12 protein-coding genes are annotated in these 13,901 nt (G+C 38.6%); 6 read left to right on the top strand and 6 right to left on the bottom strand.

Annotated elements, in window-relative coordinates:
* Positions 1-2: 2 nt before the first annotated feature.
* Positions 3-353, top strand: a complete 351-nt coding sequence (locus H4O18_RS00640; protein ID WP_187581173.1) for a hypothetical protein — start codon at positions 3-5, stop codon at positions 351-353.
* On the opposite strand, the gene H4O18_RS00645 is transcribed toward H4O18_RS00640, so the two are convergent.
* The gene (locus tag H4O18_RS00645) at positions 346-738 is read right to left on the bottom strand and encodes an HIT family protein (protein ID WP_187581174.1); all 393 of its coding nucleotides are present in this window, start codon (positions 736-738) and stop codon (positions 346-348) included. The genes H4O18_RS00640 and H4O18_RS00645 overlap by 8 nt on opposite strands.
* A gap of 175 nt (positions 739-913) precedes the next feature.
* Positions 914-1,387 (bottom strand): transcription elongation factor GreA, encoded by a 474-nt coding sequence (gene greA, locus H4O18_RS00650; protein WP_187581175.1) that lies wholly within the window; start codon positions 1,385-1,387, stop codon positions 914-916.
* A 111-nt stretch (positions 1,388-1,498) separates the two neighbouring features.
* Here greA and H4O18_RS00655 point away from each other — a divergent pair, with 111 nt between their 5' ends.
* On the top strand, positions 1,499-1,936 hold the full coding sequence (locus tag H4O18_RS00655; protein WP_187581176.1) for a Rieske (2Fe-2S) protein: 438 nt from the start codon (positions 1,499-1,501) through the stop codon (positions 1,934-1,936).
* A gap of 6 nt (positions 1,937-1,942) precedes the next feature.
* On the opposite strand, the gene H4O18_RS00660 is transcribed toward H4O18_RS00655, so the two are convergent.
* Positions 1,943-2,923 (bottom strand): Gfo/Idh/MocA family protein, encoded by a 981-nt coding sequence (locus H4O18_RS00660; RefSeq protein ID WP_187581640.1) that lies wholly within the window; start codon positions 2,921-2,923, stop codon positions 1,943-1,945.
* Positions 2,924-3,561: 638 nt separating this feature from the next.
* Here H4O18_RS00660 and H4O18_RS00665 point away from each other — a divergent pair.
* From H4O18_RS00665 to H4O18_RS00675, 3 genes are all read left to right on the top strand, one after another.
* Positions 3,562-4,158 (top strand): 3-keto-disaccharide hydrolase, encoded by a 597-nt coding sequence (locus H4O18_RS00665; protein WP_187581177.1) that lies wholly within the window; start codon positions 3,562-3,564, stop codon positions 4,156-4,158.
* Positions 4,159-4,285: 127 nt separating this feature from the next.
* Positions 4,286-5,320 (top strand): DUF6807 domain-containing protein, encoded by a 1,035-nt coding sequence (locus tag H4O18_RS00670; RefSeq protein ID WP_187581178.1) that lies wholly within the window; start codon positions 4,286-4,288, stop codon positions 5,318-5,320.
* A 48-nt stretch (positions 5,321-5,368) separates the two neighbouring features.
* Positions 5,369-6,745: a Gfo/Idh/MocA family protein gene (locus H4O18_RS00675; protein ID WP_187581179.1), complete on the top strand. Its 1,377-nt coding sequence runs from the start codon at positions 5,369-5,371 to the stop codon at positions 6,743-6,745.
* A 145-nt stretch (positions 6,746-6,890) separates the two neighbouring features.
* On the opposite strand, the gene H4O18_RS00680 is transcribed toward H4O18_RS00675, so the two are convergent.
* Complete coding sequence (locus H4O18_RS00680) at positions 6,891-9,062, bottom strand: TonB-dependent receptor (protein ID WP_187581180.1); 2,172 nt, start codon at positions 9,060-9,062, stop codon at positions 6,891-6,893.
* Between the two features lie 327 nt (positions 9,063-9,389).
* Between H4O18_RS00680 and H4O18_RS00685 the strand changes: the two genes are divergently transcribed.
* Positions 9,390-11,861 carry a hybrid sensor histidine kinase/response regulator gene (locus tag H4O18_RS00685; protein ID WP_187581181.1) on the top strand — a complete coding sequence of 824 codons (2,472 nt, stop codon included), beginning with the start codon at positions 9,390-9,392 and terminating at the stop codon, positions 11,859-11,861.
* Here the strand turns inward: H4O18_RS00685 and H4O18_RS00690 are convergent.
* Together H4O18_RS00690 and H4O18_RS00695 are read right to left on the bottom strand one after the other, a co-directional pair.
* Positions 11,836-13,194 carry a sigma-54-dependent transcriptional regulator gene (locus H4O18_RS00690; protein ID WP_187581182.1) on the bottom strand — a complete coding sequence of 453 codons (1,359 nt, stop codon included), beginning with the start codon at positions 13,192-13,194 and terminating at the stop codon, positions 11,836-11,838. The genes H4O18_RS00685 and H4O18_RS00690 overlap by 26 nt on opposite strands.
* Before the next feature lie 150 nt (positions 13,195-13,344).
* Positions 13,345-13,647: a hypothetical protein gene (locus H4O18_RS00695; protein ID WP_187581183.1), complete on the bottom strand. Its 303-nt coding sequence runs from the start codon at positions 13,645-13,647 to the stop codon at positions 13,345-13,347.
* Positions 13,648-13,901: the final 254 nt, after the last annotated feature.

The following is a 13,901-nucleotide window of genomic DNA, read 5'->3' on the forward strand; positions in this document are numbered from 1 at the left end:
CGATGGCAAAGGAGAAATTAGTTGTAATAAAAGAGGCCGATTTAACAAACAATTGTCCCGAATGTTTTAATCAGGATTTAAAGTTGACTTTTTATCAAAGACATACCTATGGGCGATTGTACGATAGAACCACGAAGGATGTGAACCATGAAATTAAATGCAAGAAATGCAATTCTACGATCTATCCAGTAACTTGGACGGAAGACATAGAGCGTGTTTATGAATACTACCAAAAAATGATAGCCCCGGATCGTGCGTCCATACGCTTTACTTCCTTATTTTATATTTTAACGCTATTGTTGATAATCTTGGTAGCCGCTGGAGCCTATATTTATTTAGAAGGTATTATTTAATATTCGCCCTAATTTTTTCAGCTATATCCGTAAAATCCTTGGGACTAAGTGAGGCTTTATGCTGAAAAGTGGCATCCCGCATTCCGTTCAATGGAATTAAATGTACGTGTACATGGGGAACTTCGAGACCTATAACTGTTAATCCCACCCTATTGCAAGGCACACTGGCTTCAATGGCCAAGCCTATTTTTCTGGAAAAGGCCATAAGTCCCAAATAGGTTTCCTCGTCCAGGTCCAAGAGTTTGTCCACCTCTTTTTTTGGAACGCACAAAGTGTGTCCCACAGCGTTGGGATTAATATCCAAGAAGGCATAATAATTATCGTCCTCTGCAATTTTATAAGAGGGAATCTCACGGTTAATGATTTTTGTAAATATTGATGACATAATTGAGAACTTTAAATCTAATTAAAAGATAGTGCAAATATTTTAAACAATCTCCCAAACATAATCTTTGTGGGCTTAAGATCAGCCGTATTTCCTATCAATACGGAATCTCCCTAAAAGTTAAAACCCCAATCGAATACATCAATTGAGGTTCTATACTATATTGTAGATTGGATTATCTAGAAATTTCCAATATTTCAAATTTCAAAGTTCCGTTGGGCACAGTGATTTCGGCGGTTTCCCCTACTTTCTTGCCCAAAAGCCCCTTACCAATAGGTGAGCTCACAGAAATTTTTGCCGTTTTTAGGTCGGCTTCACTTTCAGCGACAAGCGTATATTTCATTTCCATTCCGTTGTTCATATTCTTCAATTTAACGGTAGACAATACCAACACTTTGGAATTATCCAATTGCGATTCATCTATCAATCTAGCATTGGCAAGAGTCTCTTCCATCTTGGAGATTTTCATCTCCAACAGCCCTTGTGCCTCCTTGGCAGCATCATACTCCGCATTTTCAGACAAATCCCCCTTATCCCTGGCTTCGCCTATAGCTTGGGAAGCTTTTGGACGTTCAACATCCTTGAGGTAATTTAGTTCCTCTCTCAATTTTTTTAGCCCTTCTGCTGTATAATAAGATACTTTGCTCATAAGTTCTACGTTAAATAAATAGGAAAATCCTCTTTTTTTAAAGAGGATTTAAGACAAATATACATAAATTTTGTTCAATTTTGTCTAAGTTTTTTAAATAGGCAAAGCCATATGAAACGCATATTAGGGATATTACTTTTCTTTCTTTTATTGGCTTGCGACAACAACTCAACCAATAGAAACCCTTATTTACAGGAAGTTAGCTTTAGGTTCGACCTCAACTTGAACCTCCCACTATACAGCCCCTTGACCAATACGGGCAGTGCCGTATATGTAAGCAACGCCACAGTAGGCACCCGAGGTGCATTTGTCATCAATACCGGATTTAATTCGTTTATGGCATGGGAAGCAAGCTGCCCCAACCATGCGCCCAATAATTGTTCCACGATGACACTTAAGGGCCAATTGGTGACCTGTTCCTGTGAAGGTTATGAATACAATTTGTTTACTGGGCAACTAATGAACCGGCCCGAAGACGGCAAGCGCTATCACGATCTACTATTTTATCGTTCTACCTTCAGCGGCAATACTGTAATCATCTCCAATTAAAGCCTATTATATCTGCCCTAAAATTTTATCCATTATCCAACTGGTATGTAATCCCGATTTCCCGGTAGAAGGATGCTCCTTATTTTCAAGCAAATGGGCCCGTAAATTTTCTACATGTAACTGTTGCACGTGCTTAGGATGATCAATAAAAAGATTTTCAGTGCCATTTTCATTGGATAAGGTGATATCCTCTTCATTAAACACAGAAAATGTTATTTTGCCCTTACTACCAATAATTTCTACCTCATCTTCCCTTTCGGCGGTACCAAAATTCCAACTACCCTCTCCAGTCACCCCATTTTCGTATATCCAGCAAGCAGCAATGGCATCTTTTGCGGTATATAATTTCTGTTGGTTGGTACTAACCCCATAAGCATATTCAATGTCACCTAAATAAAATGAAAATAAGTCCAGCCCATGGCTGGCCAAATCATCAAAATAACCACCCGGAGCAATTTCGCTGTCAGTCCTCCAATTGTATGTTTTTTGCAAATCTTCGGCACTTGGCGGTTTTGAGAGATGCCATTTAATATGTCTTATTTCCCCAATTTCATTATTGTCCAGCCATTCCTTAATTTTTAGAAATCTAGGCAAGGACCGTCTATAATAAGCAACAAAAAGCGGTAATTTTTTTTCGCTGAAAACATTATATATTTCTAAGCTTTCCTTATAGGTCGGTGCCATGGGTTTTTCCACACAACATGGCTTTCCAGCTTCCGCCACCATTAGGGCGTAGTGTTTATGAGTATCCGGAGGGGTAGCAATATAAACCGCATCCACCTCTGGATCCATAATTAAATCCTTTGCTTTGCCGTAAAATTTAGGTACCCCATGTCTTTTGGCATAGTCTTCCGCTTTTTTTAGATCCCTCCGCATAACGGCTATTAGCTGAAAATCTGGTGTCTGTTGATAAGGTGGTCCGCTTTTTACTTCGGTAACCGCCCCGCAACCAATTATTCCCCAACGAATGGGTTTAGGGTAATTCATATTATTCATTTTCTGAAGTATTTAAATTTAGCAATCCGGTTGAATACAAAAATAGTGGTTACCAAACAAAACCTGTTTTCCGTTTCCCAGCATTCCTCAAAATATTTCGAGAATATATCAACCTTTTAACAAATAAAGTTAAAAAGCGCCTATTTTAGTCGTAATTGATTAAAAAGGGGCATAAATAACCCGATTTTTCACCGTTTAGGAAATTGCCCAATCCAGAGTTCTAGCTATAGTTGGGGTCAATTGAAGCGTACATGGTCCAATAGGCACACATATATTTTAAAAGAGATTATAAAAAATTCTTCATGCAGAATTTCAGAGGAATCCAATCCCCTTTCAAAGCAGGATGACTTCACCACAAAAAATCAATAAAGAGCGCAGGCATTTCGAAGAATCAATAGTTCCTCAGTGCATATTTCTTAACTCAAATTAATAGTATTTTACCAATCAATACAAATACCTCTGATTTTTGCCAATAAAATTGGAAAATGATATAATTTTTGGATAGTTTTATAAAAAACGGTTGTATTTTAACCATTATTTTATGTACTGCTTAATCCTTTCAAAAACTTTTTTCTCGGCAGTCGTTGCTCTAACTCTTTCTAATATCACCACTTAATAACATAGTTAATATGAAAACAAAAATTGTAATTACGTTCTTTATACTGAGTTTTTCTACACTAACCGTATTTGCTCAGGACCCGGTACTTAAAAGTGCATTTAACGGGAAAAATCTCAAGGGATGGGTTGCTCCTGAAAACAATACTTGGTGGACCGTGAACAATGGAATATTAACTGCCAAAAGTGGTCCTGAGAAAAAGGGATCCATATTATGGACCGACAAGGAGTATACCGATTTTGTAATAGAAACCGACTTTAGATATGATGAGGGAACGGTAGATACCGGAATCTTCATTAGAAACGAATCGCAACAGATACAAATGGGTATTTCGGGTTCTTTAAAGCGGGACATGACCGGCTCTCCCTATATTCCAGGTAAAGGGTATCCGGTGGAAGCACTTAACGTAAAAGAAATTCTAAAGCCCAACGACTGGAATACCATTAAAGTTATAGCCATTGCCGGGTATTACGAAGTTTGGCTCAACGGAAAACACGTAATGAGCTACACCTCGGACAATTATGTCAAAACAGGGCCCATAGGCTTGCAACTGCATCCCAACACTGAGATGACCGCAAGCTTCCGAAATATCAAAATTGGAAAAATGTAGTGGTAAAAACAATTTCAAAAATAATTTTAGGGAATAAATAAATCTAATTCAATATCTATTAACAAATATGAATACACAATCATTACGTCTTAAATCAGGCTTATGCGGCGCTTTAGTCCTAGTCTTTATGGTATCCTGCAAACAGGCAAAAACCGATAAAACGGCAGATAGCAACAATGAAACCAAGACTGAAAAAAGAATAAAATTGGTAAGTAACGACCAAGAAAAAAAAGTGGATGTCTTTATTGATGGAAGCCTATTTACCTCCTATATCTACCCGACCAATATTAAAAAACCCGTACTTTATCCTTTAATCACCCCCAAGGGAACAAAGATTACCAGAAAATATCCTCTGGAACCGTCTGTGGGGGAAAGAGTTGACCATCCACATCACGTAGGAGTTTGGTTTAATTATGGGGATGTTAACGGATTGGATTTTTGGAACAATTCAGATTCCATAAAAGTAGAAAAGAGAGGAAGCTATGGGACTATAGTGCACAAAGAAATTATGGCCATGGAAGACGGCAACGAGGAAGCCCGTCTTAAAGTAGCTATGGATTGGATTTCTGCAGAAGGAAAGGTTTTATTAAAAGAAAATACAACTTTTGTTTTTAGAGGCGATCACGATGAATACTCCATTGACCGCATCACCAATCTTTCCGCACCCAACGAAAAAGTAGTTTTTAAGGACAATAAAGAAGGGGTATTGGGCATAAGAGTAACACGGGAATTGGAGCACCCCTCCAATAAGCCGGATATTTTTACCGATTCAAATGGAATCCCTACCGGTGTTCCTGTTCTTAACAATGACGGTGTAAATGGAAACTATATAAACAGTGAAAATATTGAAGGAGATGACTGCTGGGGAAAAAGATCAAACTGGGTAAATCTTCGATCCAACATAGGAGATGAAAAAATTTCCCTGGCCATTTTAGACCACACTTCAAATGCGGGGTATCCTACCTACTGGCATACTCGCGGCTACGGTCTTTTTGCTGCCAATCCTCTAGGCCAAGAAGTTTTTAGTGACGGCAAGGAATCTTTGAACCTTACCCTCAACAAAGGAGAGGATGTAACCTTTAAACATCGGATTGTAGTAGCAAGCAAGAACCTGGGAAAGGCAGAGCTGGATTCGGAGTTCGCCAATTTTTCAAAGCAGTAAACATTATTCCAAATAACTTATTAATACAGAATTTATTAAAAAATAATTATGGGCAACCGAAGAAATTTTATTAAAAAAACCACCCTTGCCAGTACAGGCGTTGTTGTTGGGGCATCTGCATTTTCCGCCAAATCTTACGGAAATATTATAGGTGCAAATGACCGTGTAATATTGGGATCTATTGGAGTAAGAGGTCGCGGTAGTAATTTATTGGACAATTTTTCCAGCATGTACAATGATGGAGTGAGAATTAAAACCGTTTGTGACGTGGACTCTTCCGTCTTGAGCGACAATGTAAAAACTGCCACCAAAAACCAAAAGGGCAACAAGCCAGGCACCGAAGAAGATATGCGCCGTGTTTTCGAGGACAAGGAAATAGATGCAGTTGTTGTAGCAGTTCCCAATCATTGGCATGCATTGGCCACTATCTGGGCCTGCCAGGCCGGGAAACATGTATATGTAGAAAAACCTAGTTCACATAATGTATGGGAAGGTAGGAAAATGGTAGAGGCGGCAAGAAAATACAATAGAGTGGTCCAAGTTGGATTTCAAAACCGATCTATAAGTAATGTAATGCAGGCTATGGATTTCTTACACCGTGGCGGTATTGGCGAAGTGTTCCTTTCTAGAGGTACTTGTTTTAAACCTAGGGATTCCTTCGGAATTTCCCCAGATAGCGTTTCACCGCCAAATTTGAACTATGATCTTTGGCTAGGTCCAGCCTCTTATAGACCTTATAATGAAAAAAAGGGACACTATAATTGGCATTGGCATTGGGATACCGGCAACGGTGATACTGGGAATCAAGGTCCGCACCAATTTGATATTGCACGATGGGGACTAAACAAAAAAGTACATCCGGTAAAAGTACAGTCCATGGGAGGGATTTTTGGATTTTCGCCACAAGAATGTTCACAAGAAACACCTAACACACAAACTTCCGTTTTTGAATATGAGGATGGAAAAATATTGGAGTTTGAAACCCGTGGTAGATATACCAACCATGAGGCCAATTTAGGCATCAAGATTGGCAATATGTTTTACGGTACAGAAGGATGGATGGAAGTAAATGGCTCTACCTGGAAGGCATACAAAGGCAAGGAAACCGAACCCTTTGCAGGTTCTGAAATGGCTGGAAGCGCTGCTGTTGGAGGAGACACCTCATTTTTGACCGCACCGGATAGCAAGGGACATTATGGCAATTTTATTGACGGAGTCCGTTCTGGAAATCGTCATGATTTAAATTGCGATGTTGAGAAAGGACACATGTCCACTGTGCTGCCACTAATAGCAAATATTGCCTACAAGCTTGGAGACACCCTAAAATTTAATGGGGAGTTCGAAAAGTTTATAGGTAATGAAGAAGCAGATTTAATGCTCACGAGAAAATATAGATATCCGTATATAGTTCCGGAAAATGTATAATCCTCTGACCCAGAAATAGGTTCTCTATAATTACTAAATTCAATTAAAGAGAGGAACATTAAAAAATAATTAACCCCGATGTTAGCTGAATTGGCCAACATCGGGGTTTTAGTTTTTGTACACTTTATAAAATTACAATCTATTCCTAAAAACTAATTGTTGCCCCTAGGAGGAAATTAATACCGGATTGTGGATAGTATCCGGCTCCTTCAATGGTAGTAATGGTTCCTGGCACGGAATAATCGTCATCAAAAGTATAGAAGTACCCATTGGACTCATAAAGGGAATCGAAAATATTATTAACCAATCCAGAAAGCACAATACTTTTAATAAAACTATTGGTATTTATTTCATATTGCACGTTGAAATCGGTTTGGGAATACGAATTCAATTTAGATCCTTCGGAATCTATATTACCCATGTATTGCTCTCCAACAAACTTGGTCAATAGACTAAATTGTAAATTTTCTTTAGGCTGATAAGTCAAAACATTTCCCACAATAATATCTGGCGAAAAGGAAATATGGGTATCTCCTAGCTCTTCGAGTTCACCATCGCGCTGGAACACAAAATCCTTATTCCTATTATTGCTCAATGCAATATTGGGGCGAATTTTAAATTGATTTCCCAAAGCTATGGTGGCATCCACTTCAAGACCCAAACGGTAACTATCCCCTACATTGGCGCGTAAAGGGGCTCCCACATCATTTAGTTCACCAGTTAGAACCAACTGATCTTTATATCTCATATAATACACGTTGGTGTTCAACTGTACATCTGGAGAAAAATACCTCCACCCCAACTCATAGTCGTTCAACTTTTCAGGCTTGGGGCTTCCACTTTCGTAATCGTTTCTGTTGGGTTCGCGATTGGCCCTGGCATATGAGAGATATAAATTATTGTTCATATTTAAATCGTAGGTAACCCCAACCTTTGGATTAAAAAAATTAAAGGTGTCATCTACCAATCCAGTATCTTCCCCGTTCGCCTTATAACCTATGGTCCTGTATTGTAAGTCACCATAGGCGCTCCATTGGTCACTGAACTTGTAGTTTGCCTTGGCAAAAAGATTCAAGTCAGTTTTTGTGGAACTATTGTCATAATATCTATCTTCATAATCCCTATTGTTGGAAAAACGGGCCCATATAATTTCACCAAAATGGCTTCCTTCATATTTGTTCCAACCTCCGCCAAGAATTATATTTAAATTTTCCTGGTCATAGTTTAGCGAGAATGTGGTCCCATAGAAATCATTCACCAACCAACGTCTCCTTATGAGGTCTGTCTTATCTACTTCTTCGCCATCAACCATTATAGGGTCAATTCCATAGGTGCTAAAGTCATCGTCTTCCTTAAACTGTTCAAAGAACCCTCTTCCTTTGGTATAATGAAGTGCCAAATTTGAATTCCAATTATCGGCAATTTGTTCGTTCCAATGTAATTGAAAATGATTTTGCTTATAATTATCCACTTCATTATCGTAGAATTGGGTATTTCCATTTTCATCGGTATAGATTCCTGCAGAATTAAAGGTTCTGTCAGATTCCAGTGTTGCGGCATCTATTCCGTTCCATGCTTGGTAAGTAATCTCATGGCCGCCGAACAACAACGCTTTCACCAAGGTATTGTCATCAACATATGACCCTTGCAAGAAATAGGAATTCAAGGCGGAAGAAGCCCTGTCAATATAACCATCCGAAGTTATTCTGGATAAACGTCCCGCTATTTCTACATAATCGTTGAGCAAGCCGGTACTAAATTTTAAATTATTCCTAAGGGTACCAAAACTGCCAAAAGAAGACGAGATCTGCCCAAAGGTCTCATTGGCAACAGCATCTGTCAACACATTTAAACTAGCACCAAAGGCTCCTGACCCATTTGTTGATGTTCCCACTCCACGTTGTAGCTGCAAGCTTTCTGTAGAAGAGGCAAAATCTGGCATGTTTACCCAAAAGGAACCATGCGATTCCGCATCGTTATAGGGAATGCCATTAATGGTTACGTTTACTCTAGTACCATCGCTACCACGAACGCGAATACCTGTGTAGCCAACGCCCGTACCGGCATCGGAAGTGGTTACCACGGCAGGTAAAAAGTTTAATAGAATAGGAATATCCTGTCCTAAATTTCTAGGTTTGATCTGTTCCTTGGTCAAGTTTGAGAACGTTACCGGAGATTGCTTGGTTACCCTAATGGCGGATACCAATACTTCATCTAAGGCAATTTCTTTTCCTTCCAAAGAATCTTTGGGTTTCTCTTGGCCAAAGGCCCCGAGTGCAGTCGCAAATACAGCGATCGTTGTGAACATAGTTTTCATCCGTAATACATTTGTTACGAATAAAAGGGGCTATTATTCTTGTTAAAAATTGATTTTTGTTTTTTCCCGATTACATAATTGCATCGAAAATAAAACCTTGGAAATTCCAAAACGCGATTTCGCATCCCTTGGCAGCATTACCTGCCCAGGTTCCTTGGGTATAATCTCAGCCTGACCTAACAAGCACCCCTTTGAGACGGGCGCAAATTTACATACGACCAATCTAATTTCATAATAAAAAGAGATAAATAATTAACTTTAATTTATAGGCCAATAGTACCTGAAATACGTAATTTAGAATAGCACCTGCAAATACTGGGTATATTAATGAACAAGACCAAAAACAAATTCACCTTTAAAATAATATTCAGCTACTTAATGCTGGGGGTACTGACCCTAGTCGTGGCCTATTTTATTTTTTCCGAAATAAAGGTATTGGTGTCTACCGATACGGCTTCTGAAAACGACATTAAATTGCTCAAAACAGGTTCCTTACTTACAGAGTTGTATGAGGCAGAAAGCCTTTCCAAATTGGCCCTGCAAAAAAAGACTCCAAAAAGTTTTACGACCTATGCCCAAAAAATTGATTCCATTTTCGTTACCATTGATTCCCTTAAGTTGTTAACAGACAATGACTATCACAAAAAAATGTTGGATAGTGTACAAGGGCTTCTTAAAAAAAAGGTGTTCAACAGCAACGAGCTCCTCCGATTAAAAAGAAAAAACGAATCCAACAGCTCTATTGACAATGCATTGAAAGAGTTTAGTAAAATAGAGGAATCACTCGGCAAAATAACTCCGGAAAGCCTTAATCCCAATTATGCCACCCTACCGGCCGATACCCAGAATACAATAAAAAAATGGGCGGAATATTTAAGTGAAAATGTTCCCAAGGACACCAGTGCCATTCCAGTTTCGCAAAGGGTAGATTCGGTGTTAACGGTATCCAGATCCCTTTTGGCCGAGGCCAAACAAAGTAACACAAAAACCCTGCGTTCAGTAGCGCAGAAAGAACTACAATTAAGCAGGGCCGATTTGGAAATTTCACAGCAGTTGCGCAGTATTATTTCGGCCTTCGAACAGGAGATTATAGCAAAATCGTACAATGACAACCTAAAAAAACAAACAGCGCTAAAGAGGAGTATTCGACTTGCCGGTTTTGCCAGTTTATTGGGCTTTGCCATTGTGGGGTTATTTACTTTTCTGATTACAAAAGATTATTGGAAGGTTCAATTGTACAGACAACAGCTGGAAAAGGAAAAAAAGTTTTCCGAATCGCTATTAAAGAGTCGGGAACAATTGATCTCCACGGTAAGCCATGACCTGCGCACCCCTCTTAATACGATTACCGGTTATTCCGAACTTATGGAAAATACTGGACTTACGGGTAAGCAGGTTTCCTATTTAAAAAATGTAAAATCCGCATCCAAATACGTGGATAGCCTGGTCAACGATCTATTGGATTTTTCCAAACTCGAAGCCGGGAAAATAAAAGTGGACAAGACAGCTTTTATTCTCTCTGACCTAATTAAGGAAACCGCAGAAAACCTTAAGGAAATAAATTCAAAGAAACCAATAGAACTAATTATAAAAATTGATGACCAATTGGAAAATCCTGTTTTAGGAGATCCCTTTAGAATAAGACAAATATTGACCAACCTTATTGGGAATGCCTATAAATTTACAAAAGAAGGCTTTATAGAAGTGGAAGCCGCGGTCGTCAATGAGGTCAATGGAAACTACCATACGGCAATCAAGGTCACAGATTCAGGTATTGGTATTAAAAAAGAAAAGCAGGAGCACATATTTACGGAGTTCACCCAAGCAGAGGACCATACCGATAAAAAATATGGCGGTTATGGGTTAGGGCTTACCATTTCCAAGAAACTCACAGAACTTTTAGGAGGAAAGATTAGTCTCAAGAGTGAAGAAAATAAAGGAAGCTCATTCACGATAGAAATTCCTTTCGAAATTTCAAAAAAACCTTTGAAGTCTCCCAAAAAAATTGAAATTCGTCCAAAACTGGAACTAACACTCCTTATCATAGATGACGACCAGGCAATGCTAAAATTATTGAAGGAAGTCTGTCAATATTTGGATCTAACGGCCCATACTTACAATAATTTTAATGATATTTTAAAAAACGGGGAGCTTCACTATGACATGGTTTTGACCGATATCCAAATGCCGGATATTACAGGTTTTGAAGTATTGAGTCAATTACAAAACGGCAAGTATTCTCATTATAGTGGCCAACCTATAGTGGCCATGACCGGTAGAAAGGACTTAAAAAAGGAGTATTATTTTGAAGCAGGTTTTTCGGATATACTTCAGAAGCCTTTTACCAAAGACATGTTCCTGCAGGTATTGTCCAACCTGTTCCCCCATGCAGTTAGCGAAAAACCCGAAAGTAAAATCAGAGCAAATATCTCCTCTGGGTCCAACTTATTCAATTTGGGAGTCATCTCCTCCTTTTTAGGCGATGATGAGGAAGGTATAGCCGAAGTTTTACGGACCTTTCTATCCGATACCACCACAAACATGCAAAAATTGAAAGTGGCTGTAGATAATTTGGACATTAAGAAAATCAACCTAGTATCGCATAGGATGCTACCTATGTTCAGACAATTAAATAGTACTGAGATAGTACCAATTTTAGAAGAATTGGAAATCTTGGAAGTTGGCCAAATGGAACCTAAGATTTTAAAGCAGACCTATAGGAACCTCCACAATAAATCTACCGTTTTAATCTTGGCCATTAAATCGTATTTGGCTACAAGTCCAAATTATAGTGATTGATTTTATTATAAAGGGTTTTCCTAGTAATCTGAAGCAATTTGGCAGCTTTGGATTTATTAAAATTAGATTGTTTTAAGGCTCTGACTATTTGTTCCTTCTCATAATCGGCCTTGGAAAAGTTGTCGTTTTTTACACTGCTCACCTTGCTTTTGTGAACCTCCTTAGGCAGGGCCTCCTTCTCCACATAATCACCATTGGTCAACAAAACCGCTCTTTTTATTACGTTCTGTAATTCACGTAGATTTCCGGGCCAATGGTATTGCTTAAATATTTCCTCAACCTCTTCTGAAAAACCTTCGACTTTCTTACCTAAAGATCGATTGGCCTTCCTTAAAAAGAAATCGGCAAATAGAGGCAGATCTTCAAAACGTTCCTCAAGGGACGGAATTTCCACCGAAAATTCGTTTATCCTATGAAATAAATCTTCCCTAAAGTTTCCTTTTTCAACGGCCTCTGTAAGGTCTTCGTTGGTTGCAGTAACAATGCGGACATCTACATCTATTTCCTTGGTACTGCCTACTCTTTTAATCTTTCTTTCCTGTAGCGCCCTTAATAACTGTATTTGGTTTTCATAGGAAAGGTTCCCTATTTCGTCCAAAAACAGCGTACCCCCATTTGCAGCCTCAAAATGGCCTATTTTATCCTCCACTGCTCCTGTAAAACTACCTTTGATATGTCCAAAAAATTCACTCGTTGCAATTTCTTTGGGAATAGCTCCACAATCTACGGCCACAAAACTGTGGTCCTTTCGCTTGCTATTATCGTGTATGGCCCGTGCGGTGACTTCCTTTCCTGTACCACTTTCACCGGTAATTAATACAGACATGTCTGTTGGGGCTACCAGCTTAATATACTCGGTTAATTTTTTAGAGGCATCGCTTATTCCTGCTACCACTTTGTTTTCAGGAGATTCAACTTCAGTACTTTCTACCTTACTGTTTTCCTTTGAAGGATTAATGGTTTGTTCCTTTACTTCTTGACTTAATGCGCTCTTAATTTGCATTAAAATCTCCTCTGGTGTAAAAGGTTTGGAAATATAATCATAGGCACCTTTTTTCATGGCCTCCACTGCAGAACCAACCTCAGCATATCCGGTCATCACAATTACCTGTGTTTTGGGATTTACCTCCTTAATATCCGACAATAGTTGTAGCCCGTCGTAATTGGGAAGACGCATATCCGTCAATACCAGGTTATAAGTGGTTTCCTTAATTTTGATCTTGGCATCCTGGGCCGTAAAACTAACATCTACATCATAGTCATTTCTGATCAAAAACTTCTGAAGCATTTGACAAAAAGCGGCGTCATCTTCAATGATAAGCAGTTTGGGCATACAATTATATTACTATTTACAATGAATAGTAAAAATACCATAAGAAAGTTATTCACGCCCATAAATTATCATAAAAAAAGAAGGGGATTGCTCAATGCAATCCCCTTCTTACCAAACCAACTTGATACAAAACAAATAATTCAAGTTATATTATAGTTCTATCCAATTACCATCTTTGTCGGCATACAAAGTTCCGGTTGTACCATCTTCCAATGTTACTTCCAACTTATATTGCTCCTGCTTATTTACATAAGCCTTACTGATGGTCCCTGAAGGATAGTCAGTAGCAACGGCTGTTGCAACCGCTTCAGGTAAATTACTAGTTTCTATTTCAGAGAAGTCATCCTGAGTTACGGCAACTTGAGTTGCCTCTCCAGCTTTCTCTTCGCCATCTTGGGCAAATGCTGTTAGACTGCCTAGTGATAATACTGCTACAAAAAATATCTTTTTCATGATTTTCATTTTAATAGTTAAACTTGCTTTATCTATTGAAAATATGATACCAGAAATAATCTTTGACTCAATTTAAACACAACACACTGTGAATGTATTAGTTACAAAATATGCGGTGATTTGTGAATTGTGTATTTTTGGGTAACCCCCAGCTTTAATGAGTAAAAAATAAACACTCTTTTTAAGTTGCCGTACCCTTGACCCTACAAATTTAATACACGCTATATAAAATTTTATAGAACATCTTTATATTA

The sequence above is a fragment of the Arenibacter arenosicollis genome, assembly GCF_014397245.1.
GTDB classification, from domain to species: domain Bacteria; phylum Bacteroidota; class Bacteroidia; order Flavobacteriales; family Flavobacteriaceae; genus Arenibacter; species Arenibacter arenosicollis.